Annotated in this window: 21 protein-coding genes; 4 read left to right on the forward strand and 17 right to left on the reverse strand. The window is 65.1% G+C overall.

Annotation, left to right across the window (positions count from 1 at the left end; genetic code table 11):
• Positions 1–3 precede the first annotated feature (3 nt).
• From xrtA to KM135_RS05000, 11 genes are all read right to left on the reverse strand, one after another.
• A complete protein-coding gene (gene xrtA / locus KM135_RS04950; protein WP_221712857.1) occupies positions 4–1,566 on the reverse strand; it encodes an exosortase A in 1,563 nt (520 codons plus the stop codon).
• A complete protein-coding gene (locus KM135_RS04955; protein WP_221712858.1) occupies positions 1,563–2,804 on the reverse strand; it encodes a TIGR03087 family PEP-CTERM/XrtA system glycosyltransferase in 1,242 nt (413 codons plus the stop codon). Before KM135_RS04955 ends, xrtA begins: the two co-directional genes overlap by 4 nt.
• On the reverse strand, positions 2,804–3,862 hold the full coding sequence (locus tag KM135_RS04960; protein WP_221712859.1) for a FemAB family XrtA/PEP-CTERM system-associated protein: 1,059 nt from the start codon (positions 3,860–3,862) through the stop codon (positions 2,804–2,806). Before KM135_RS04960 ends, KM135_RS04955 begins: the two co-directional genes overlap by 1 nt.
• Positions 3,863–3,876: 14 nt before the next feature.
• Positions 3,877–4,740 (reverse strand): XrtA system polysaccharide deacetylase, encoded by an 864-nt coding sequence (locus KM135_RS04965; protein WP_221712860.1) that lies wholly within the window; start codon positions 4,738–4,740, stop codon positions 3,877–3,879.
• Between the two features lie 37 nt (positions 4,741–4,777).
• Positions 4,778–5,920: an XrtA/PEP-CTERM system-associated ATPase gene (locus KM135_RS04970; protein ID WP_221712861.1), complete on the reverse strand. Its 1,143-nt coding sequence runs from the start codon at positions 5,918–5,920 to the stop codon at positions 4,778–4,780.
• A 22-nt stretch (positions 5,921–5,942) separates the two neighbouring features.
• Positions 5,943–7,667, reverse strand: a complete 1,725-nt coding sequence (locus KM135_RS04975) for a hypothetical protein (RefSeq protein WP_221712862.1) — start codon at positions 7,665–7,667, stop codon at positions 5,943–5,945.
• Positions 7,664–8,638, reverse strand: a complete 975-nt coding sequence (locus tag KM135_RS04980; protein ID WP_221712863.1) for an AAA family ATPase — start codon at positions 8,636–8,638, stop codon at positions 7,664–7,666. The genes KM135_RS04975 and KM135_RS04980 overlap by 4 nt, the downstream gene beginning before the upstream one ends.
• Before the next feature lie 17 nt (positions 8,639–8,655).
• Positions 8,656–10,158 carry a Wzz/FepE/Etk N-terminal domain-containing protein gene (locus tag KM135_RS04985; protein ID WP_221712864.1) on the reverse strand — a complete coding sequence of 501 codons (1,503 nt, stop codon included), beginning with the start codon at positions 10,156–10,158 and terminating at the stop codon, positions 8,656–8,658.
• A gap of 33 nt (positions 10,159–10,191) precedes the next feature.
• On the reverse strand, positions 10,192–10,845 hold the full coding sequence (locus KM135_RS04990) for an XrtA/PEP-CTERM system exopolysaccharide export protein (RefSeq protein ID WP_221712865.1): 654 nt from the start codon (positions 10,843–10,845) through the stop codon (positions 10,192–10,194).
• A gap of 152 nt (positions 10,846–10,997) precedes the next feature.
• Positions 10,998–12,236, reverse strand: a complete 1,239-nt coding sequence (locus KM135_RS04995) for a pyridoxal-dependent decarboxylase, exosortase A system-associated (RefSeq protein ID WP_221713058.1) — start codon at positions 12,234–12,236, stop codon at positions 10,998–11,000.
• A gap of 8 nt (positions 12,237–12,244) precedes the next feature.
• The gene (locus tag KM135_RS05000; RefSeq protein WP_221712866.1) at positions 12,245–13,777 is read right to left on the reverse strand and encodes an AMP-binding protein; all 1,533 of its coding nucleotides are present in this window, start codon (positions 13,775–13,777) and stop codon (positions 12,245–12,247) included.
• Positions 13,778–13,833: 56 nt separating this feature from the next.
• Here KM135_RS05000 and KM135_RS05005 point away from each other — a divergent pair, with 56 nt between their 5' ends.
• The 3 genes from KM135_RS05005 (at position 13,834) to KM135_RS05015 (ending at position 15,751) form a co-directional block, all read left to right on the forward strand.
• Positions 13,834–14,952 (forward strand): GNAT family N-acetyltransferase, encoded by a 1,119-nt coding sequence (locus tag KM135_RS05005; RefSeq protein WP_221712867.1) that lies wholly within the window; start codon positions 13,834–13,836, stop codon positions 14,950–14,952.
• A gap of 49 nt (positions 14,953–15,001) precedes the next feature.
• Positions 15,002–15,289, forward strand: a complete 288-nt coding sequence (locus KM135_RS05010; protein WP_221712868.1) for a phosphopantetheine-binding protein — start codon at positions 15,002–15,004, stop codon at positions 15,287–15,289.
• Between the two features lie 159 nt (positions 15,290–15,448).
• Entirely contained in the window at positions 15,449–15,751 is a 303-nt protein-coding gene (locus KM135_RS05015; RefSeq protein WP_221712869.1) for a hypothetical protein, read from the forward strand.
• A gap of 147 nt (positions 15,752–15,898) precedes the next feature.
• Here KM135_RS05015 and trxB read toward each other — a convergent pair whose 3' ends face one another.
• The 6 genes from trxB to KM135_RS05045 all read right to left on the reverse strand — a co-directional run bounded on the left by trxB (position 15,899) and on the right by KM135_RS05045 (position 21,603).
• Positions 15,899–16,870, reverse strand: a complete 972-nt coding sequence (gene trxB / locus KM135_RS05020) for a thioredoxin-disulfide reductase (protein ID WP_221712870.1) — start codon at positions 16,868–16,870, stop codon at positions 15,899–15,901.
• A 161-nt stretch (positions 16,871–17,031) separates the two neighbouring features.
• Positions 17,032–17,769 carry a proteasome-type protease gene (locus KM135_RS05025; protein ID WP_221712871.1) on the reverse strand — a complete coding sequence of 246 codons (738 nt, stop codon included), beginning with the start codon at positions 17,767–17,769 and terminating at the stop codon, positions 17,032–17,034.
• Between the two features lie 46 nt (positions 17,770–17,815).
• Positions 17,816–18,655 carry a transglutaminase family protein gene (locus KM135_RS05030; protein WP_221712872.1) on the reverse strand — a complete coding sequence of 280 codons (840 nt, stop codon included), beginning with the start codon at positions 18,653–18,655 and terminating at the stop codon, positions 17,816–17,818.
• A 21-nt stretch (positions 18,656–18,676) separates the two neighbouring features.
• The gene (locus KM135_RS05035; protein ID WP_221712873.1) at positions 18,677–19,609 is read right to left on the reverse strand and encodes an alpha-E domain-containing protein; all 933 of its coding nucleotides are present in this window, start codon (positions 19,607–19,609) and stop codon (positions 18,677–18,679) included.
• Positions 19,610–19,622: 13 nt separating this feature from the next.
• Positions 19,623–21,029, reverse strand: coding sequence for a circularly permuted type 2 ATP-grasp protein (locus KM135_RS05040; RefSeq protein WP_221712874.1), 1,407 nt, complete (start codon positions 21,027–21,029; stop codon positions 19,623–19,625).
• Positions 21,030–21,120: 91 nt separating this feature from the next.
• Positions 21,121–21,603 carry a BLUF domain-containing protein gene (locus KM135_RS05045; RefSeq protein ID WP_221712875.1) on the reverse strand — a complete coding sequence of 161 codons (483 nt, stop codon included), beginning with the start codon at positions 21,601–21,603 and terminating at the stop codon, positions 21,121–21,123.
• A 197-nt stretch (positions 21,604–21,800) separates the two neighbouring features.
• On the opposite strand from KM135_RS05045, the gene leuA reads away from it, so the two are divergent.
• Positions 21,801–23,495 carry a 2-isopropylmalate synthase gene (gene leuA / locus KM135_RS05050; RefSeq protein ID WP_221712876.1) on the forward strand — a complete coding sequence of 565 codons (1,695 nt, stop codon included), beginning with the start codon at positions 21,801–21,803 and terminating at the stop codon, positions 23,493–23,495.
• Positions 23,496–24,217 lie beyond the last annotated feature (722 nt).

Genomic DNA, 24,217 nt, shown 5'->3' on the forward strand with positions numbered 1-24,217 from the left:
CGCCTAGCGGATCGCGAGGCTGCGGTCAGCCAAATCTTCGATGGGGCCGAGCGCGGTCAGGAAATCGGCAAGCGCCTGTGCCGCGTGCGCCTCACCGTCCGGCCCTTCGGATATCGGGGCGCTGACGAGAATGGCTGCCGCGCGCTGGTCGCGGCCGAGCAGGCGGACCTTCAGCGTCTCCAGCTTCACGCGGCCGGCTTGGCCCGTGAGAACGCCGCCGACGCGATAGAAGCTGTAGACAAGCCGCCGCTCGCCATGCGGACCCTGGATGATCTCGCCACGGGCATGACGCGGCGCGCTTGCCGCAGGCGCGGCCCAGGTCCAGTCGCCCTCCCCGTCCGGCGCGGCGGCGCCCTGACCGAAACCGACCAGCTCCTTGCCCTCGGCCTGATAAGCGAAGCGCACGATGGCGAGATCGACGAGGCGGTCCGCGCCGTCACCATATGGGATGACGTACAGACCATCGGCCCCGGTGAAGAAGGGCTCCCAATAGGGTGCGGCCGAGATCGGGAGCCGGTGCCAGCCCGGAACCGCCGGCGCGATGGCTTCGGCCGGCAAGGGCTGCGCGAGTGCGCGGGACGCGGCCGACCAGCTCATCGGCGCGACCATGATCACCGCCGCTGCCAGCATCAGGCCCCAGCCAATGCCGCGCCGATCCGCCGCGCCTTGCAGACGTGCAGGATCGAACCACTGCTCGAACGGCGAGCGATCATAGAAAGGAAAGCCGATGGCGAGCATTGCCATGATCACGAGCGCGAAGAACAGCCAGCCGTAAAGCACATGATCGACCACGACGGCCGAAGCCACGCTGCTGTGATAGGCGATGAGGATGATGCCGAAGGCGCGCACGCCGTTGGCAAGCAGGCAGAAGATCAGCGCGCTGCCAATGAACAAAGCCCGCCTTGTCATGCTCTTGAAGCAAAGATGCGCGACGAGCGTCGCGAAGGCGGCCATGGCGATGAGGAAGCCGGTGCCGCTGCACGCCTCGGCCACGCGGAAATAGCCGTTTGGCGTGCTGATGAAGATGCCGCTGATCTCGGCGGGCACGCCGGCCAGCCAGAGCAGATGGATCGCCATTTTTGCGGTCACGATCTGCAAAGTTGGCTCGGCCTCGGTGCCGACCGGAATCATGAAGAAGGCATAGAAGATCGGGAATGCCAGCGCGCGACCGACCGCGGGGCCGAGCGCCGAGAGCACCAGCCCCTGCGCCATGATGACGAGCGCGGCATGGCGGAACAGCGCCACGCCGGCAGCCCAGCCGAGCAGCCAGGCGAAGGCGCCGACGCCGAGCCAGACGAGGCCGAGCCACCAGCCTTGCGGCGTCAGCTGTGCCAGTCCTGCGCGACGCTGCCAGACCATCCAGAAGATGATCGCGGGCAGGAAGATGCAGTGGCTGTAGGGCGTGCTGTTCGTCCAGACCCGGACCAGATCGGCCAGATCGGCATGGAAGAGCATCAGGTAGAGCGCGGCGAGCAGGCCCAGCCGGACGAGCGACTCCCGCCAGCCCGTCGCTTCGCGCAGGACCAGATGATAGAGGTTCGGCCGCGAGACCGGGACGGCGTTCATGCCGCCCGTGCGGGCGAACGATCGCCGGACAACAGAGAGGCGAGCGGTGCCATGGCCGCTGCCCAGCTGTAGCGCTGCTCAACGCGGACGCGCGCTGCGGCGCCGATCGCGGCGGCACCGGCGGGATCGGAAAGCAGGGAAATGACGAGGTCCGCTTCGGCTTCGGGCGTGGGGGCGACGATCAGATCGCGGCCATCGGTCGCATCGATGCCTTCCGCTGCTTCGCCTGAAGCGACGACGGGTTTCGCCATCGCCATGGCCTCAAGGATCTTGTTCTGGATACCGCGCGCGATGCGGAGCGGCGCGACGACTACATCGGCAGCGGCGAGCCAGGGGCGGACATCGTCCACCGCGCCGGTCACCAGCACACCGCCGGTGCCACAGAGCGCACGCACCGGCGGCGCCGGATTGCGGCCGACGATGGCGAAGCGCGCGTCGGCATGTACGGCGCGGATCTTCGGGAGGCTGCGCTCGGCGAAATCGATCACCGCTTCGACATTGGGGCGGTAGTCCATCTGCCCGGTGAAGACGATCAGCGGTCCAGTGCCGCGCTCTCCGGGCGACAAGGGCGCAAAAGCCGCTTCTTGCGCGAAATAATCGAGCGCGACGCCGTTCTCGAGCGCCTGCACGCGGTCGGCGGGAAGACCGTTGGTCTGCCGGAACAGACCGGCTTCGGCATCGCTCACGAACAGGGAGACGTCCGCCTGCATTGCCACGGCTCGCTCATAGTCGGCCAGAATGCGCCCCTCGCGGCGATGGACCCAGCCCATCGGACCGCCCTTGGTCGCGCCATAGGCCGTGAACTTGGCGGAATCGATATCGACGAAATCCATGATGAAGCGGCAGTCGGCGGGCAATCCCTGCGCATATTGCGCCACTTGTCCGGAGAAGCCGAACACGGTGCTGATCGGTCGCTCGGCGAGTGTCTTGCGGACATAAGCGTGCATCTGCGCGCTCTCGAACAAGGCGATGGACAGCGGATCTTGCCGGGCGAGGCCGCGCAGCGCCGCCATCGGTTTGTTGCCGGGGCGGCGCACGACGCACTGCGTCGCGCTGATCTGCGCCATGTCGGCAGCGAAGCTCTCGTCCCGTTCGTCATCGGCGAAGCAGCCGACATGCACGGGGGCCAGTGCCGCCAAGGCGCGCAGCTCGTTGTGCGAACGGATCTTGTCGCCCCGATCCGGCGGCCAGGGGATGCGATGAGCGAGGAAAAGGATTTCCCCCTGCGCGCCGGGCATCAGCCGAGGCCCCGCGCGATCCAGGGCCCGATCAGATCGGCCACGCTTTTGGGCAGCGCCTTCCACAGCGCGACCTTGCGGGCATATTGCGGCGAGAGCGGATTGATGTCGCGCGGCTCGTGACCCGGCGCGGCGTGGATGTGATAAGCGAGCGGCGTTGGCTCGAAGCCCCAGTTCTTCTTGTAGTTGGCCGTGCCGGTGCCGACTTTCGACCGGCCGAAATCGAACGTGTGGCAGCCGCGCGCGCGGCCACGCTGCGTCAGCGCGAAATAGGCGATCTCGTTGGAGCGGGCGTGGCGCGCATTGCGATCGGCGCCGGCCCAATAGGGCATGACCTTGCCGCCATGGTAGAGCGCCGCGACGGCCGTCAACGGCTCGCCATCCTTCGAGACCAGCACGATCTCGGCGGCATCGCCGAACGCATCGAGCACTTGCTCGAACATCCCGCGGGGGAAAACCGGCGTGCCAAGATTATGCACCGTGCGGCAATAGAGTGCGTAGAAGGGATCGCGCACGCTCTGGTCCGAGCCGAAGCGGATGTCGAGTTCGTTGGCGAGGCCCTTGCGGACCTCGGCGCGATGCTTGCGCGGGCAGGCTTCCAGCTCAGCCTCGTCATCGGCCGCGATCGGGCGGGTGAAGCCGAGATAGGCGTCGGCCTTGGTGATCCAGCCCGCGCCCGGATTGTCGCCGCCGCGCAGCTCGATTGTCGGGCAGGACCAGCTCGCGGCGAGGCTGACCGCGCGCGCCGCCAGCGCATCGGCGACCGCTTTGCTCTCCGCCAGGATACCGCCATCGACGGCGAAACCGGAGGAGACCAGCGCGCGGCCGAAGAGCGGGCTGTGGATGACATTGAGCGGAAGCAGGCCCGCAATCGCGCCGGTCGCGTCGCGCGCCACCAGCATTTCCGCGCTCTGGCCATTGCCGCGTGCGACCGCCTTGATCCAGGCCGGGCGATGGAACGGCGTCGACGCCGGATGCGCAACGACCCATTGCTCGATCTGCGCCACGCTCTGCGCATCTTCGAGATCGACCTGGCTGATGAGGAGGTCGGTTGCCATGTCCGGCCAATGTCTCAATGGACGACCGGGAAAGCGACGGCGCGGGCGCGCTCATTGGCGACGAAGCTGTCGATCCGTCCCCAGCGGAAATCGCCGAGCAGCCGCTCCAGCTTGCCCGCCATCGCGCCGAGATTGGTGTAGTGCCGTACTTTCGAGCGCAGCGGCGCATTCGGCACGCGCGGCTGGCCGGGATCTATCTCCCACGGGTGGAAATAGAGGATCGCGGGCCGCTCGTCCTGCTCGGTCACCTGCTTGAGTGCCCAGCGCGACAGGCCATAAGGCAGCAGGCGGAAAAAGCCCCCGCCCCCGGCCGGCAGCACGCGCGAGCCGAGCCGCGCGGTCGTCACCGGCAATTCGACGAGATCGCTGCCCGCGACGGGCAAGAAGGAAAAGCGTGGCGCCTGCGGCCAGCCATAATGATCATGCACGATCGGCGCGACACTGCTCGAATAGGTATAGCCCGCCTCGGCGAGGACCGGATGGGCCCAGGGAGTGCGCTGATCGATCGAAAAGCTCGGCGCGCGATAGCCGGTGACCTTCACGCCGCCCGCCTGCTCCAGCAGGTCGCGGGCTTTCGCGAGATCGGCGCGGAATTCGTCCGCATCCATGAGGAACACGCGCTTGTGATCATAGCCATGACTGGCGAGTTCGTGCCCGGACTCGACGATCCGGCAGATCAGCGCCGGATGGCGCTCGGCGACCCAGCCCAAGGTGAAGAACGTGCCGACCACGCCCGCCTGCGCGAACATATCCAGCACGGCTTGCGTGTTGCGCTCGACCCGGCTCTCGCAACCGTCCCAGGCGGCACGATCGATGACGCGCTCGAACGCGCCAACCTGAAACCAATCCTCAATGTCAACAGACAAGCCATTGAGCACAGGTCATTCCCTCGATTCGAGTACGCGCGGCGCGCTCTCAGGCCACGCGACTAGCAAAAGGGCCGTTGCGCGAATCGCGCTCTACCCATTCGATCAGTTTTGAAAGAATACGCCGAAGCACTTCGTCCTGCTCGTCCAGACGCTGCTCGGCCTTGGCGAGGCGGGCTTCGAGTTCGGCAACATGGCCTGCTGCGGCGCCGATAGGACGATCATCCTGCTCGTCTCCATCGCGCGTCGCGGCGGCGTTGAGCGCCTCCACCTCGGCCTGCAGGGCGCGGAGACGATCGACATCGGCCCGGTCGGTCCGGCTGTCGCTCCCGGCGCGGGCTTCCGGCGCTTCCGGCTCGTTCTCGATCTCGGGATTGGCGAAGTCACCGCCGAGATCGGCCACGACCGCCTCGGCCACGCGCTCGTCGATGATGTCGAGCTGGTCGATGGCGCCAAGCAGCAGCACGCGGCTCACCAGCGCATTGAGGCGACGCGGCACGCACCCGCTCGCCTGGGCCAGCAGCGCATAAGCGCCGGGCGTGAAGCGCGGATTGCCCGCCCAGCCGACGACGCGGAGACGATGCTCGATATAAGGCCCGACTTCTTCGGGCTGCATCGGCGAAAGGTGATGCGTCGCGATGATACGCTGGCGCAGTTGCTCCAGCACCTGACCGCCCGAAATGCGATCGCGGAACTCGGGCTGACCGAGCAGGAAGATCTGCAGCAGCGACTGGCCGCCAAGCTGGAAATTCGAGAGCATGCGCAGCTCTTCGAGCGCGGTCGCGCCGAGATTTTGTGCCTCATCGACGATCAGCAGCGTACGGCGGCCGGCGCGGGCCTGATGATGCAGGAACGCCTCGACCCGGCTCAGCACATGCGCCTTCTCGACATTGTCGGTCGCGATGCCGAAGGCCTGCGCGGTCAGGCGGAGCATGTCGTCGCCCTCGACCTGCGTCGAGACGACCTTGACCGCCGTCAGGCGCTGCGGATCGATCGTCGCCATGAGATGGCCGACGAGCGTGGTCTTGCCTGCGCCGACATCGCCGGTGATGACGATGAAGCCCTCGCCCTGCGCCAGGCCGTAGCCCAGATAGGACATGGCCTTGCGGTGCGTCGCGCTCTCGAAATAGAATTGCGGATCAGGCGTGAGCTGGAACGGCCGACCGGTAAACCGATAATATTTGTCGTACATGTTCGTTGCGTCTCCGGGTCGGTCAGAACTGATAGCGTAGCCCGAGCTGGGCAAGCAGAGAAATGAAGGCTTCCTGGCCCTTGCGATCGATCGAGTCGACGCCGATGGCGGCAGAAGCCTGCAGCCGCCGCCAGATCGTCCGGCGATAGCTCGCATTGGCGCCCATATTGGTCACGTCCCCGACTCCGCTGATCCCCGAGTCAAAGTAATTGAAGTATGTCTGCGCGTCGAACGCAGAAACGGCATCGATCGCGCGCTGGACGCCGAACGAGACGAAATAGTTCTGATCGACGAGACCATTGGCTCCGGCCAGCACAGACTGGCTGTCGGCAATGAACTTGCGGCGAACATAGCCGGCCGCCAATGTCATGCCCCACGGATCACCCTGACGCGCAATCTGCGCGACTATGCCGCGATTGCGGTAATTGGCGGTCGCGATGCCGGTGAGCGTGTCGTTGAAGCAGGCGCCGCCCGACTGGCCGTTGTTGAAGGCGCAGCCGCCGATATCGCCCGAGAAGGGATTGCGCATGACGCTGAAGTCGGGACCGAGATTGGCGAGGCTGCCGTTGAGGGCGCGGCCGAAGCTGTCGATGCTGTCGAACAAAGCGACGCTGACCGACGTGCGGCGGCTCGCGGCCCAGCTGAGGCTACCGGTATAGGTCATCGATCCGTAGCGATGGCCGACGCGCGCTTCCGCCTGAAGGCGCGGGCTCGGGCGCCACATGACGCCGGCATCCCAGATGAGACCGTCATCGTCATAGGAGAGGCGACGCGGCGAATTGGCATCGGTGACGAACCGGCCCGAGCTGTCGCGCACCGGCACGCCATTGGCGTCGCGCAGCGCATCCTTGTTGCTGATCTCTATATCCTCGTAGCCGACGCCGCCGACCAGGGCGACCGTCGGGCCGACCGGGAAGGTGACGTCGGCACGGGCGAATTTCTGCTCGTAGCGCTGATCGAGCTGTGAGGCACTCTCGCGAACATAGCCGACGCCGACGGACCAGCCGAACGGCAGCGTACCGGGCTGCATGCCGACCGAGGCGCTCGCATTGTGCAGCCAGCTTTCCTCGAACGTGCCGGTGCCTGGCAAGCCGAGCGCGACAGCGGCACCGTTCCCCTGATCGACGCGGTTGTAGCCGAGGCGATAGGCGCCGGTGACCGTGAGGTCGCCAATCGGTGCCACGAAATTGGGGCCGATATAGGCCGAATAGACCTTGTCCGTGCTGCTCGCGCCGGCAAGCGCATTGGTGGCGCCCTTGAAATCCGAGCGGACGCGCGTGGCGAGCGCGCCGGCTTCCAGGCTCAGAACGTTGCGCACGACCTCGAACCGTCCGTTGACGATGCCGCTGAGGATGTCCTGATCGGTCGCATTGCTGTCCCAGCCGAACTGGTGCGCATAGCGCACGTCGGCGCCGATCGCGACGCTCTGGGTCTGGATGGAGCCGCTGACACCGACCGCGACGGTCGTATAGGTCAGCATATCGCCATTGCCGCCCTTCAAATCCCAGATCGCTGTCTGATCGACTTCGAGATAGGGCGAGATGTCGCTGACGCGCGCGCGCGGGGCAACACGGCGGCCCGAGCTGCGGCCACCCTCTTCATCTCCGCTGCCGGCCTGCGGCGCGCGCGCGCTGCCGCTGGTCACGCCGGAATCGCCGAGCAGCCCGCCGCTCTGGGCATGCAGCGGCATGGCACCGGCGAGGATCGCCAGCATGCTGGCCCTTTTCAGGGAGACGAAACGCATCATTGCGCAGTCTTTCCGTAATAGCTGCCGAACTGGCGGCCGCTCGACGAGAATTTGACGCCGTTGAGCAGCAAGCGGATGATCGGACAGGCGCTGATGAGGTTCACCGCGTCGCGCAGCGCAGCCTCGGTCGTCTTGTCCGCGCGCACGACCAGAACCGTCTGACCGACATGGCGCGCCAGTTCCGACGCGGGCGACGCGGCAAGCGCCGGCGGAGAATCGAAGATCACGATGCGGCGCTCATTGCCGGCGACCAGCCGGTCCATCACTTGCCGCGTGCGCTCGGACGCGACGAACTCGGTGTCGTTGCGCACATGGCGGCCGGCGGGCAGCACGCTGAGCGACGGAATATCGGTCTGGAGGACAGCCTGCTCGATCGGCACCTGCGCATCGACCAGCGCGTCCATGAAGCCCGTGCCCTCGGGCAGGCCAAGCCGCTCGCAGATACCGGGCTTGCCGAAATCGGCATCGACCAGCAGCACGTCCATGTCCTGCTCGGCGGCAAGCGACATGGCGAGATTGATCGCGCACCAAGTCTTGCCCTCGCCCGGATGGGCGGAGTTCACCAGCACGAAATTGCCACGATCGCGTGGATGGCCCTGCTCGTCGAACGCCGCTGACAGGACGCGCCGCTTGACGATGCGGAACTCCTCGCCCGTGCCGGTCACGTCGCCGTCGGGCGAAATGAGGCCGAGCGAGGCGAGCTTTTCACGATCGATCGCGTGACGCATGCCGGACCAGCTCGAGAGCTGCGGAACATAGGCCGTTGGCGGTGGCGGAGGCGCGACCGGTTCCGGATCGGCAAAGATCGGCGGCAGCAGCGACGCGGTGTCGGGTGCCGGCGCAAACGTGCTCGGCATGGGCTCGACGAGCGGCCGCTGCCCCTCTCCCCGCATCGCCGCGGAGAGATCATAATGTTCGGCGGCGCGCTCGATGAGCGAGCGGACATCCTTCTTGGCAGACTGGCCAGACATCTTCTTTTCGTCCCCGCTCACGCGCTCATACCGCGCTGGATGAACTCGACGGCGAGCAGCACGAAGCAAAGCCCGCCAAGACCGCTGCAGGCCGCGTAGAACCAGCGGGCCTGCCGCTTGTTCTGCTCCGCGCGCAGCGGCGTCTCGACATCGGAAATGCCGCCGATCACCGGCATGCCGGTTGCCTTTTCAAGACGACCGATCGTCGGATAGGTCGTACGCACCTGGCTGAGGCCGAAGGCGGCGCCAATGCCCGCGCCAATGCCCGCGATCAGCACGCCGAACAGCAGCAGCGGCCGGTTCGGCGAGGCCGGAATGGACGAGGCCGACGGCGGATCGATCACGCGAAACTTGAGCGAACCGCCCTCGCTCTGCACGTCGCCGCGCAAGCGCACATTCTCGCGATCGCCCAGCAGCTTGTCATACTGTGCCTTGATCGCGTCATATTCGCGATTGAGCTTGTCCTGCTCGGCGGCAAGACCGGGCTCCTGGATCTGGCGCTCGACCATATTGTTGAGATCGCCCTGGATCTGCGCCTTGCGGCCCTGCAGCGCCGAAACGGTCGCCGAGCGCTCGGCCTGCATCGACTTGAGCGACAGATAAGCCGGATTGGGTGTGCGCGTACCGCCGCCACCGACACGCCGCAGCATGTCGATCTGGCGCCGTAGCGCGATCACGTCCGGATGACTGTCGGTCCAGCCCTGCGCACGGGCAGCGGCCAGCTGACCTTCCGCCTGGGCAAGCGCCGAGGGGCCGCCGCCGGGGCCGACACCGGCAATCTCGGCGGGCGTGCCGGCGAGCTGGCCGTTGATACCCGCCAGCGCACTCTGCGCGGAGATAAGCTGGGAATCGACCTGGGAGATTTCGGAGCGCATTGCGTCCATGCGAGCACCGATCGAGCCGCCGCCGGGAATGGAACCGAGATGCTTCCGCTCGAAATCGACGCGGCGCTGCTCGGCCGCCTGCAACTCCTTGCCGCGCGCGTCGATCTGCTGGTCGAGGAACTTGAGCGACTGGCCCGTCGATGCGATGCCGCCGGCAACGCTGGTTTCCTGGAAGGCCTGGATCAGGCCGCCAGCGATCTGCGCCGCGAGCCTGGCATTTTCCTGGCCAGACAGAGCCTTGTTGGACGACTTTGCCGTGATTTCGAAGAGGCTATCCTGCTGCGAGACGACCGTGACGTTCTGCCGCAGCATGCCGACTTTCATGCCAATGTCGCGATCGGACTGCACGCCCGCGCCCAGATCGGTATTGCGCACGACACGCTCCAGCACTTCCGCGCTGGTCATCGTCTGACGGACCTGATCGAGCGCTTTCTGCTGATCGAGCGGGGTCTGATCGCTCGGCAGCACGGAATCGAGCTGCACGAACACGCGAGCGCGCGACTGATAGACATTCGGCACGAGCGCGATCGCCAGCCAGCCGAGCAGGCACACGCCCCAGGCGACGCCAAGCGCCACCCAGCGCCGCTGCCAGACGCCATGCAGGATGATCTGAACTTCTTCGTAGATGTTATTCATGCCGGTCTATTGCCCCACGCCTTCGCCGTGCCGTTAGAACATGCTCTCGGGGATGATGATGACATCACCCGGCGCGAGGCGGACGTTCGCGGCGGAATCGCCGCGCTTGAGCAGGTCGCCGATGCGGACCTTGAATTCCTTCTGCGTGCCGGTGGCGCGATCATAGCGCACGAGCCGCGCGCGATTGCCCGCCGCATATTCGGAGAGGCCGCCGACCGCGATCATCGCGTCGAGCAGCGTCATGTTCGCGCGATACGGCAGCGATGCGGGCTTTTCCGTCGCGCCGACGATGCGGATCTGCTGCGAATAGGTGCCCGAGAAATTGTTGACGATCACCGAGACGAGCGGGCTCTCGATATATTGCGAGAGCTGGAGCTTGATGTCGTCGGCGAGCATGGCCGGGGTCTTGCCGACCGCCGGCATGTCCGTGATCAGCGGCGTCGTGATGCGGCCGTCGGGGCGAACCTGCACCTTGGCGCCCAGCTCGGGATTGCGCCACACAAAGATGGTGAGTTCGTCGAGCGGGCCGATGACATATTCCTCGCCCGGGCCTTCGCTGTTCGAGACGAACGCGGCCGGCGGCAGCTCGGTGGCCGTCCCGGTCGTGCCCGTCGAGCAGCCGGAAAGGACCGTGGACGCGGTCAGAACCGCAAGCGAAAATGCCGTGATAGTCCGCCTGGAACGCATGTGATCCACCTTCTCTTCCGCGCGGAACCGGGGGGAAGAAGCGCGTGGCGTGCGCCGTCAGACCCGGTCCAGCAGTGCCTGGCTATGGCGGAAAAGGGTGAACATAGCGTTAGGAAAACCCCGAATTTACGACTGTTTTCCTTCGCGGACGATCAGTCTTCTCCCACCAGAATCTCGATCGCGGGCACATGGCCCAGAAACGATGCCGGGCTGGCGCTGGCGCCATAGGCCCCGGCCATGAAGACGGCGACAAGGTCGCCCACCTCCGCCGGCGGCAGCGCCACGGCGTCGCCCAGTCTGTCGAGCGGCGTGCAGAGGCACCCCACGACCGTCACCGGCTCGTCCGCGGGCAGCGCGCCGAACCGATTGGCCAGCGCCAGCGGATAGTTCCGCCGCACGACCGTCCCGAAATTCCCACTCGCGGCCAGCTGGTGATGCAGGCCACCATCGACCACGGCGAACCGCTCGCCCTGGCTCGACTTCACATCGACGATACGTGTCAGATAAACACCTGATTCGGCAACGAGATAGCGCCCGAGTTCAAGCGCGAAGTGGCTCTCCTTAAGGATGTCGGCCCGCTGCGCGAGCGTCTCGCCCAGTGCGGTGCCAATAGCGGTAATGTCGAGCGGCACATCGCCGGGAAAATAGGGCACGCCGAAGCCGCCACCCAGATTGACCAGAGGGGGTGCAGAACCGACTTCGTCCGAAAGGCGCGCGGCCAGCGCGACTGTTGCTGCCTGTGCCGCCATGATCGCTTCGGGGTCCAGCGCCTGCGAGCCGGCGAAGATGTGCCATCCGCGCCATTCCGCGCCTCCCCCTATCACGCGCCTGGCCAGTTCCCCCGCCCGATCCGCATCGATGCCGAAGGGCTTGGCGCCGCCGCCCATGCGCATGCCCGATCCCTTGAGCTCAAAGTCCGGATTGACCCGCACGGCAAGGCGCGGCCGGATGCCCTTGCGATCGGCGAGCGCAAGCACCCGCGAGGCCTCACCCTCGGACTCCAGATTGAGCGTGATGCCGGCATGCAGCGCCGCTTCCAGCTCGCGGTCCGTCTTGCCCGGCCCGGCGAAGCTCACCCGATCGCCGCCCATGCCGGCTTCCATCGCCAGCGCCAGTTCGCCGGATGAAGCAATGTCGAAGCCATCGACCAGCGTCGCCATCAGGTCCAGCAAGTGCGGGAAGGGATTGGCCTTCACCGCATAGTGCAGGCCGAGGTCCGCCGGCATGGCCGCCCGCAGCGCCGCGATCCGGTTCCGGATCATCGTCGCATCATAGACGAACAGCGGCGTCTCCCCGGCCTCATCGGCCAGCGCCGCAGCGCCCCGCCCGCCGATCAGCAGCATGCCGGCCTCGCTCTCGAAGCCAGCCGGGATCGGCCCCATGGGCTTGATCTTCTGGCTCATGCCGCCCCTTCCAGCGCCATGGCGGCGAGCGCCACGCGGTCGATCTTGCCATTGGCGTTGCGCGGCAATTGCTCGAGCAGCCTGATCTCGGAGGGCTGCATGAAATTGGGCAGATCGTGGCGGAGCGCCGCCCGCAGCCGGTCTGGCACCGCATCACGGTCGGTCTCGCAGAGCGCCGCATCGGCGCGGATATAGAGTACGATCGCCTGCCCCAGTTTCTCGTCCGGGCGCCCAAGCGCGCTGGCTTCCGCCACGCCCGCAACGGCCAGTGCCGCTTCCTCGATCTCGCTCGGACTGATCCGGTTGCCAGCGCTCTTGATCATCGCATCGTCCCGGCCGACGAAGCGCAACAGTCCGTCCGCATCGCGCACGGCCGTGTCGCCGGACCAGACGGCAATCCCGCCGTAAGTGGATGCTGCCGGCGCCGGACGGAAACGCTGCGCCGTCCGCTCGGCATCGCGCCAATAGCCCTGTGCGACGAGCGGGCCGCAATGTACCAGCTCGCCCGGCTCGCCATCCGCCGTGAGCGATCCGTCCGGCCGCACGATCACGATCTCGGCATCCGGGATGGCCCGCCCGATGCTGTCCGGATGATCCGCCAGCATGTCCGGCGGGAGCCAGGTCGACCGGAACGCCTCGGTAAGACCATACATGGCGACGATATCGACCCCGGGGAGCGCCGTGCGCAGCTTCGCGATGAGTGGCCGGGTCAGCGCGCCGCCGCTGTTGGTGATCCGCCGCAGCGATGCTATCGCCTCGTCCGGCCAGGCTTGGTCGACCAGATGCACCCAGAGCGGCGGCACACCGGCAAGCGTCGTCGCGCCGAACGTCGCCGCCGCCTTGGCCACGTCCCGCGCCAGCAGATAGTCCAGCGGAATCACGCAGCCCCCGGCCCACCAGGTCGAGAAAAGCTGGTTCTGGCCATAATCGAAGCTGAGCGGCAGCACCGCCAGCGTCCGGTCATCCGCCGCGAGGCCGAGATAGGAGGCCACCGACCGCGCGCCGATCATCAGATTGGCGTGGCTCAGCATCACGCCCTTGGGCCGACCGGTCGAGCCGGAGGTATAGAGGATCTCCACCAGCGCCTCGGGATCGGCCGCGCTCGGTGGCAGGCCGGGACGCGCCGTGTCCGCCATCACCGCCTCAACCTGGCTGTCCTCGATCAGTCTCGTGCTATCCGGCACATCGCCGCTTTCCAGCGTTTCCAACCGAGCGGGCACCGATATAAGCATCGCGGCGGCGCTATCCGCGAGAATATGCGCGACCTGCGCGCGCTTCAGCAATGGATTGATCGGCACATAGACATGGCCGGCGCGCGCGACAGCGAGCGGCAGGATCACCGCTACCGGCCCCTTGGGTAGCCAGGCCGCGATGCGACTGCCCGGCGCGACGCCCTGCCCCGCCAGCCAGCGCGCCAGCCGGCCGGTTATCGCTTCCAGAGCAGCATAGTCGATCGTGCCGAATTTCCCGGCGATCGCAGCAGCTTGCGGGTCGCCTCGCAGGGGCAGATGGTCGAGCGGCGGGATCATCGCGTGGCCATTAACATGATCGAGGGAATTTGTGGGATAATCGTGCGACGAAGGCCATGGCGATCGACCCCATCCTGGTGCGCTGTTTCGACAGCTTCGCGCGCGTGCGCGCCGATGCCGCCGGCCGGCTCGATGACGGCGCGCAGCCCGGACCATTCGATCGCCTGGCCTGGTTCGAGGCACTGCACGCCCGCGCATTTCCGGGCGATACGCCGCTCATCGTCCATGCCCAGGGCGGCGGCGGCCATGCCTGGCTGTTCCTGACGGGCTCGTCCGGCGGCACGCTCGATGGCATCGCCAACTGGTACAGTTTCGTCTTCCGTCCGCAATTTGCCGGTGTGGAAGACAGGGCGACCCGCCTCGCCCTGCTCGGCGCCATTGCCCGTGAATTGCGCGGCAAGAGCCGGCATTTGCGCTTCTACCCCATTGTGGACGACGATCGCGTCGATGCCGATCTCATCGCGCAGGCCCTGCATGCCGGTGGCTGGCGCGTCATTCCGCGCGTCATGGCCCGCAAGCGGCTGATTGCGATCGCACCGGGCACCCGCTTTGCGGACTATTGGGCCGAGCGTCCCGGCACGCTGCGCTCGACCCTGAAACGCAAAGCGCAGCGTCATCCGGCCGAGATCGCCATCCATCGCACGGTGGATGATGCGCTCTGGTCGGCGTTCGAAACCGTGTTCGGGGCAAGCTGGAAGCCGGACGGCGACGATTTCGCCTTTCTGCGCGCCTTTGCGGAACGCGAGGCCGCAACCGGACGCCTGCGTCTCGGCATCGCCCACATCGACGGAGTTCCCGCCGCTGTCGAGCTCTGGACCGTCGAGCAGGGCCGCGCCTACATCCACAAACTGGCGTTCAACGAGCGCTTCGCCGAGGTCTCGCCAGGCACGCAGCTGAGCTACGCGATGTTCGCGCAGGCCATTGACCAGGATCGTGTATCGCTCATCGATTTCGGCACCGGCGATAATGACTACAAGGCAGCCTGGATGCCCGATGCCCTGCCAATGCGACAGATCGACGCATTTGATCTGCGCCATCCCGCCAGCTGGAGTGTCGCCTTCACGACCTGGCTCTCGGCGCTGTCCCAGCCCTCCGAGCAGGGCGGCCGTCTCAAGGGCAAGACGACCGGCGGCCGCCGTGCCGCACTGGAAGCGACGGAACGCTCCCGCGCCTGACATCCACGGCGCTTTTCAAAGGCGCGCGAAGGCGCTAGGCGCAGCCGTCATGCGCACGAAAGATACGCACGAACGCGTCGCCGACAGCGAACTGCGCCAGTCCCTCGCCGAGACGCTCGGCATCGATGACGCGCGCGTCGCGGGTTTCGGCGAAGACACGCCGTTGTTCGGCGCCTTGCCGGAACTCGATTCCCTGGCTGTCGCCACGCTTCTGACCGATCTTGAAGACCGGCTCGACATCATCATCGATGATGACGATCTGGATGCCGAGGCGTTCGAAACCTTCGGCACGTTGCGCGCCTTCCTCCAGACCAAGCTCGCCGCCAAACGGCACTGATCGATGCGCGCCGCATCCGCGCGACGGATGCAAAATATGCATCTTTACAGACATCCTTTGCGTTTGCCGGTCCCGACGCAATGCACCAGCTTCGGCCTCGGAAGAACAAAAGCTGGGATGCAGGACAAGGCTCTTTTGTAAGAACAAAGGAGTTTGTTCATGAATAGATTTCATTTCGCCGCCGCCCTCATTTCTCTGGCGATCGTCACGCCGGCCAGCGCAAAGCCGGAAGCCGTGACTTTCAAGCACGAGGGCGTTACTTACAAGTACACCGTCAAGAACATCAGCGAGACCAAGCGCGTCATCTCGGGCTATGCAACGCCCGGCGCCTCGTTTCACCTGATCGTGACCGGCGACGATGTATCCGGCACCGCGAACGGCACGCCGGTCAATTTCACGGTGAGCGAAGCCAAGGGCCGCACCGCGAAATCCGGCTCGGCCATGATTGTCGCATCGCGCTGACCTGATTCACCGAAACCGGCCGGCACAGCACAACGGGCGCGCTGCTCCGTTCTCCTATCCGTGCTGGCCGGGATCGGCCTGCAAATCCTACCGAGAGACAAGCCGCACCCTGGACCCGAGAGGAAGGTATGGCCGCAAAACGCCTTGTCAGGCGTGCGCATGTTCCCGCGCGCTCTCGAAATCCGCCTCCGCCAGAAACCGCTCGGCATCGAGGGCCGCCATGCAGCCCATGCCTGCGGCCGTGACCGCCTGACGATAGATCTTGTCGGTGACGTCGCCTGCCGCGAACACACCGGGAATGCTCGTCCTGCTGGTGCCCTTCTCCACCAGAAGATAGCCTTCGTCGAGCGGCAGCTTGTCGACGAACAGCTCGGTCGCCGGCTTGTGGCCGATCGCCACGAAGGCGCCATCAGTCGCGATGTGGCTCTTCTCGCCCGTGACGGTGTCGGTCAGGTCCACGCCAACCAGCCCCTCTGGATTGCCGCCACCAACGAACTGATCGACGGCCTTGTTCCACAACACCTTTATATTGGGATGCGCGAACAGGCGGTCCTGAAGGATCTTCTCCGCGCGCAGGGAGTCGCGCCGGTGGATGAGCGTTACGTCATGGCTATGATTGGTGAGGTAGAGCGCTTCCTCGACGGCCGTGTTGCCACCGCCGATCACAACCACCTTCTTGCCGCGATAGAAGAAGCCGTCGCAGGTCGCGCAGGCCGAGACGCCCTTGCCCTGCAGCAGATGCTCGCTCTCCAGCCCCAGCCACTTGGCCTGCGCGCCGGTCGCGATCACCAAAGTATCGCCATAATAAAGCGTGCCGCCATCGCCGGTCAGCTTGAACGGGCGACTGGACAGATCGACGTCGATGATCTGGTCGTACATCATCTGCGCGCCGACATGCTCGGCCTGCGCCTGCATCTCTTCCATGAGCCACGGGCCCTGGATGACCTCGCGAAAGCCGGGATAATTCTCGACATCCGTGGTGATGGTGAGCTGGCCACCCGGCTGGATGCCCTGCACGACGATCGGCGCCATCCCCGCGCGAGCGGCATAGATCGCGGCGGACAAGCCGGCCGGCCCCGAGCCGAGGATGATCATGCGCGAGCTATGCGTGGCGGTCATGGTGGGCCTTTCGTCCGAAATCGATTGCGCGATCGCCGCTGGCGATCAGGTTTCATGCTTCCAGCAATTAGGGTGCGCCGGTCGCAAAGCAAGGGCACAGTTCCGCGCCGGCGGTCCAGATTAAATTGCGGCCGGGAAAGCCCGCATTGTCGCCGCCAGAGCTAGTCGATCATCGACGGCAGGGAATCGAAGCCTGCCTTGAGGACCGCGCCCCATTCGCGCGAAATTTGCGAAAACTCGGGATCGTTCGCCTCGATCCGGCGCCGCACGCTGAATTTGTACTCGTCGCGCGGGATGATGCTGAGATCGAGCGGCATGCCGACCGAGAGGTTCGAGCGCAAGGTCGAGTCCATCGACACGCAGACTGCCTTGGCCGCGTCCGAAAGCGAGGTCGTCGGCTTGATCATCCGGTCGAGGATCGGCTTGCCATATTTATGCTCGCCGATCTGGAAAAACGGCGTGTCCGCCGTCGCCTCGATGAAATTGCCCTCGGAGTAGACGAGATAGAGGCGCAGCTTGCCACCCTTGCGCTGACCACAGACGATGATGCTGGCATGGAGCGACAGGTCGGTCGCGCTCATGCCGCTGCGCAGTTCAAACTGCACCGCCTTCATCGCCTCGCCGACCAGATGGGCCGCGCGGTGCATGCTGGAACAATTGAGCAGCGTCTCGATCTCGGGATTATCGACCGATTCCTTCATCGCGCGGGAGAGTTTGGTCTTCACTTCCTGCGTGACCGACAAATTGCCCGAGCACAGCAAAGCGATCGCCCGTTCGCCGGGCTTCTCATAGGTGAACGTCTTGCGGAACATGCCGATATTATCGAGCCCGGCATTGGTCCTGGTATCGGAAAGCATCACGAGGCCGGCCTCGACCCGCAATGCCACGCAATAGGTCATTCATTCCCCCTTCGCGCACCCGGACGGCCCCCGCCGTCACCGCGACTCACTGCTGCGACTGTGTCTGGGTTGCTTCGTCTAGAGGCAGACTGGCGATCTGAACATCGTGCGACAATGTCGTTTCAGCGCCGGGCAACATGACGCCCCGAATTGGGGCGGCATCTGCGGCATCGAGGCCACAGCTGATGCGGACATGACCGTCGACCGGGCATCGCCCAAGCGCGCAATCAAAGCCGACCCAACCAAGACCATCGAGCCAGGCCTCGGCCCAGGCATGCGGATCATGCTCATCATCGGGCCGCTCGGCATCGCGCAGATAGCCGACGACGTAGCGCGCCGGAATGCCGAGGCTGCGTGCGGCGGCGATGAAGATGTGCGCCTGGTCCTGACAGACGCCTGCCTTGAGCGCGAGCGCTTCTGCCGCCGTCGTCTCGAACGTGGTGACGCCGCTTTTCCAGGCGACTTGCGCGTGGACAAGGTCTTTCAGCGCATGCAGGCTTGCGAGCGGCCCATCGGCACTCCTCGCTTGCTCGCCCAGGGTGGCAAGCCCTTCATCGACCTCGGTCAGCGGCGTCGGGCGCAGGAACAGCAACGGCCGCGCTTCCCCGTCGAACGGCTTGGTGACCCCCGCGCAATCGATTGTGCTGACATCGCCTTCCGCAACGATCGTCACGGCTTCGATGCGACCCGGCGCCCGCCACAAGGCTTCGGCATCGCCATAGCCATTGGTGATCCAGCGTTTGATTGGCACGTCATTGACAGTCACCGACCAGCGTTCGATCGACTGCCCGTTGCTGTTCGCCGGCCGCAAGCGCAGGCGCATGACGACGCCCGCCGCAGGCTCGGCATAGTCGTAGCGTGTTTCATGCCGGATGCTGATCCGCATTGCTCGTTCCGAATCCCTCGATCAGCCGAAGTGATAGGCTTCAGCGATTTCGAGGCCAAGCATGTTGCACTGGACGATCTTGCTCTGGATCGTTTCATGCAATCCCCGTGCAAAGATGTCGCCGCTATCGGTCTTCGAGAGCGCCTCGACCATCTCCTCGCTGCGCAGGTTCGCTGGCGAGCGTTGCCCGTGCCAGTGCGCGAGGCGCTGGAGCCGATAGGCGATCTGATCGAAGCAGTAGAGGACGCTGCGCGGAAACTGCCGGTTGAGCATCAGGAAATCGGTGATCTGGCCGGGCGAATAGGAGCCGCCATAGACATGGTGATAGGCCCGGCTGCCGGACAGCGCATGCAGCACCGAGGTCCACTGATAATGGTCGCGATGCCCGCCCACGACCTCGGTTTCCGGCAGCAGGACGTAATATTTGACGTCAAGCAGCCGCAGCGTCATCTGCGCCCGCTCCAGCGACCCGCCGGCCCGCAGGAAGTCATGCCCCTCGTTGCGCAGATGCCCGCTCTCGGTCGCGCCGCGGAACATCATCGCCCGGTTCTTCACCCAATCGACCAGCTCGGCGAAATCCCGGCGCGCGTCCGCCACGCCATAGGTCTCCAGCTTGCGCCAGCCCTCGTTGAGCGACTCCCACATTTCCTGCGTCAACGCCGTGCGCACCGATTTGCCGTTCTGCCGCGCGCGCGCGAGGCAGGAACGGATCGAGGCGGGATTGTCCGGATTGAGCATGAGATGCTCGACGATGTCGGCCTCGCGAATCATCGCATCCTTGCCGAACACTTCTTCGCACTCTGTGACCTGAACGACGGAGCGCCATTCGTCGCGCATGGTGGCGCCGGGCAGGATCGCCATGCGCTGTCCCATGGTGAGGAGGCGCGCGGTCGCCTCCGCCCGCTCCATGTAGCGCGCCATCCAGAAGAGATTTTCGGCCGTCCGGCTCAGCATTGGCGAACACCCCTCATCGCAGCACCCACGTGTCCTTGACGCCGCCTCCCTGACTCGAATTGACGACCAGCGACCCTTCGGCCAGCGCCACGCGGGTCAGGCCGCCCGGCACCAGCCTGATCTCCTTGCCGACGAGGCAATAGGGCCGGAAGTCGACATGGCGCTGAACCAGCCCGGCGGGACCGAGCGTCGGCGAGGTCGACAGGTCGAGCGTGGGCTGCGCGATGAACTCGGCCGGATTGGCGCGGATGCGCGCGGCATATGTCTCGATCTCGTCCTTGGTGGATTGCGGGCCGATCAGCATGCCGTAGCCGCCCGAGCCATGGACTTCCTTGACGACGAGATCGGCAAGATTGTCCATCACATGGGCATAATCGTCCGGCCTTCCGCATTGCCAGGTCGGCACATTCTGGAGGATCGCCGTCTCGCCCAGATAGAAGCGGATCATCTCGGGCACGTAGACATAGATCGCCTTGTCGTCCGCGATGCCAGCGCCCGGCGCCGAGCAGAGCGTGACCCCGCCCGCGCGGTAAGCATGGAAGATGCCGGGCACGCCGAGCAGGCTATCCGGCCGGAAGGCGAGCGGATCGATGAAATCGTCATCGATGCGCCGGTAGATCACGTCGACCCGCTTCGGGCCGGAGGTGGTCTTCATGAACACCAGCCCCTCGTCCACGAAGAGATCGGCCGGCTCGACCAGTTCGACGCCCATGAGGTCGGCCAGATAGCTGTGCTCGTAATAGGCGCTGTTGAACGAGCCCGGCGTCAGCACGACCACGGTCGGCTCGCCGCTGCACGCTGCCGGGGCAACTTCCTTCAGGGAGCGCAGGAGCTGGCTCGGATAATTATCCACCGGCGCCACACGCTCGCGCACGAACAGCTCCGGGAACATGCGCGTCATGATCTCGCGATTTTCGAGCATGTAGGAGACGCCGGAGGGCGTGCGGCAATTATCCTCCAGCACCATGAAATCGTTGAGGCCGGTGCGCACGATATCGATGCCGACGATGTGGCTGTAGACGCGGCCCGGCGGCGTGAAGCCGGCCATCTCGGGCTTGTAGGCCTTGTTCTTGTAGACGATGTCGGCCGGCACGATCCCGGCGCGGATGATCTCGCCGCGATGATAGACGTCGAGCAGGAAAGCGTTGAGCGCTGCCGCGCGCTGACGGATGCCGGCTTCGAGCCGTGCCCATTCCGCTGCGGTGAAAATGCGCGGGAGCAGATCGAAGGGGATCAATCGTTCGGGGTCGCCGCCCTCGCCATAGACCGCGAAGGTGATACCGATGCGCCGGAAAATCGCTTCGGCCTCGCCGAGCCTGCGGTGAAGCCCCTCAATGCCTGTTTCATCAACCCATTGCTGAACGACCGCGTAACAATCGCGGATCTCTCCGGCGTCCCCCAGCATTTCGGAGAAGGTCATAGGTCTTTGTTTTTCTCAGCCCGATTGTGCATTGCAGCATAGTGCAACGGCCCCAGCCAAAATCAAGCTTAAAAAACCAAGCTTATGTTCGTCAGGCCGCCTTGTTGGTCGTCAAACGTGCGTAGCCTATAAAATGATCCCCGACACGCGGATCAATTCCCGCCACGAGAGCCTCGACTTGGGCGACGAGCGACATCCTGCGCTCCGGCACGGGGCTGTCCACCCGCTCAAAGGCCATCGCCCATTTGCCGAAGATCCGGCTATCGACATGCTTGCGCCCCAGCACGACGACCGCGCGATGGCGCGGGTCCGCGCTGATCCTCTCAAAGGTCGCCTGCACAATATCCGGAGGTCCTTCCAGATGCTGCAGGAAACGCCGCCCGTTGAACAACAGGAAGCCCGTGATCCTGTCGCGGCCATTGTTTCGCCGGGAGCTGGCGAGGATCCGATCCACTTCCTCGGGGTTCATCTGGGGGTGGCGCGTGCTGATATATGTGAGCTGAAGGATTGGATGAGTCATGTCTGGCGCGATCCAATGGAATTGTTGCTGGACGTGAAGCGGCTTTCCGGGCATTTGGCAGAGAATGATGGACTTGCGGTTAAATCATCGTCTTACGCGACTTACGCGCCCTTAGGCGCGAACATGCGGTTGCCGCAGGCGGCACCATGCGCCTAAGGGCCATTCCATTGAGCCAGAGTCGAAACCCTAAATCGGACAAAGTCGGCGTAGCCTGACCGCGGCTTTCCGGTGAACGACGAAATATCGAACCCATGATGCTGAGCGATCCTTCCCGAAAGTACCGGCCATTCCCGCAGGTCGACCTGCCGGACCGGCAATGGCCCAACCGCACGATCACCCATGCGCCGCGCTGGCTCTCCACCGATATGCGCGACGGCAATCAGGCGCTGATCGACCCGATGGACACCGAGAAGAAGACGCGCTTCTTCGAGATGCTGGTCCGCATCGGCCTCAAGGAAATCGAGGTCGGCTTCCCCGCCGCGGGCGCCACCGAGTTCGATTTCATCTCGGGCCTCGTCCAGTCCGGCCGCATCCCCGACGACGTGATCGTCCAGGTGCTGACGCAGGCGCGGCGCGACCTCATCGAGCGCAGCTTCGAGAGTCTGCGCGGCGCGCCCAAGGCGATCGTGCATGTCTATAATGCCGTCTCGCCGGCCTGGCGGCGCATCGTGTTCAACATGGAGCGCTCGCAGATCAAGCAGATCGCGATCGACGCCGCGAAGATCATCCGTGACGAGGCCGCCAAGCAGCCGAACACGGATTGGCATTTCGAGTACAGCCCCGAGACCTTCTCGACGGCCGAGCTCGATTTCAGCGTCGAGTGCTGCGAGGCGGTGATGGACATTCTCCAGCCGACGCCGGAGAAGCCGATCATCTTCAACCTGCCTGCCACAGTGGAAGCAGCTACCCCCAACATATACGCCGACCAGATCGAGTGGTTCGGCCGGCATATCCGCAACCGGGACTCGGTGGTGATCTCGCTCCACACGCACAACGACCGGGGCACTGGCGTGGCTGCTTCGGAACTCGGCCTGATGGCTGGCGCCGACCGCGTCGAGGGCTGCCTGTTCGGCAATGGCGAGCGCACCGGCAATGTCGATCTGGTGACCCTGGGCCTCAATCTCTACACGCAGGGCGTCAATCCGCAGCTCGACTTCTCCAACCTGGAGGAGATCGTGCAGACGGTGACCTACTGCAATCAGCTGCCCGTCCACCCGCGCCACCCCTATGCGGGCGACCTCGTGTTCACGGCCTTCTCCGGCTCGCATCAGGACGCCATCAAGAAGGGTTTTGCTGCGCAGGAACAACGCAACGACGAGATGTGGGACGTGCCCTATCTGCCGATCGATCCGGCGGATATCGGCTGCTCCTATGAGGCGGTGATCCGCGTCAACTCGCAATCCGGCAAGGGCGGCGTCGCCTGGGTACTGCAACAGGACAAGGGGCTGAAACTGCCCAAGCGGATGCAGGCCGACTTCTCCAAGGTCGTGCAGGATCTCGCCGACAAGACCAGCCGCGAGCTGCACGCCAGCGACATCTGGGATGCCTTCGAGCAGCATTATTGCCTCGCCGGTCCTCAGCCTTATGCGCTGGTCGACTATTTCGAGAGTGGTCCGGCCGGCAGCCGCGTGTTCACCGGCAAGATCTCGCATAACGGCGAGGAGCGCAGCATTTCCGGGCGCGGCAATGGGCTCATCTCGTCGGTGCTGGCGGCCCTGCGCGAGGAGCTCGGCATCGGCCTCGATGTCGTCGACTATAGCGAACATGCCATCGGCACCGGCCGCGACGTCCACGCCGCCGCCTATGTCGAATGCAAGACCGACGACGGGCAAACGGTGTTCGGCGTCGGCCTCGATGAGGACATCGCGACCGCATCGGTGCAGGCCGTGCTCTCGGTCGCGAATGTGCTCGAGCGTCGCGGCGCCGCGGCCGCCAAGGCCGCCTGAGCTTTATCGCCCCTCCCCGCGCGGGAGGGGCTTACCTTGCCCGACTCAGCTGCACGCAGCGGCGCGGTGCGTACCGTGCGGGCCTTTGTTGTAAATTCGGTGCTCCGATGCCCCGCAACAACGCTTTCATGCACGAACCGCGCTCCTTCGGTGTCTCGCAGCGCGCCAAAATGAACGGAAGGGCAGGACAGGGTCAGTTTTCCGTTTGATCCTATTCTCTTCTTTTCAGAGACTTGATGCTCTTAACTTCACCAACGTCCCTCGTGTGAACCATGGTGAGTTGAGAAAGCAGGCGTCGAGGCGCGGCCGATCGGGCCGACGCTGGATGATCTGGACATTTGAAAGAGCTGGCAGACTTGGCCTGTCAGTTCTTCGTGCCATAGGTGACGGGATGTAGGACAGACCGGATCGCGCTTTGGGTTCTCGCTGTCGGATCTGACCAGCGCGACGTCCGCTTTCCGAAGAAGATGCGCAAGCTTGTAGTGGCTGGTTTGGGGTGGGGAGCGGACATACTTGAATCCCTCTCCCCTTGCGGGAGAGGGTTGCGCAGACTTGGCAGCGTGCTGCCTAGTCGGAGCTGGGTGAGGGGTGAGGGGTGAGCGATCCGCTGGATCGCGCGGATCTCCGATCCGCATTCCCCTCATCCAACTGCGCCTAAGTGCCTCACGGCACCAAGGCTTCGTATCCTTCTCCCGCAAGGGGAGAAGGTCGGCTAATGTCGT

Origin of the sequence: Sphingobium xanthum (assembly GCF_019737615.1) — a bacterium.
GTDB lineage: Bacteria > Pseudomonadota > Alphaproteobacteria > Sphingomonadales > Sphingomonadaceae > Sphingobium > Sphingobium xanthum.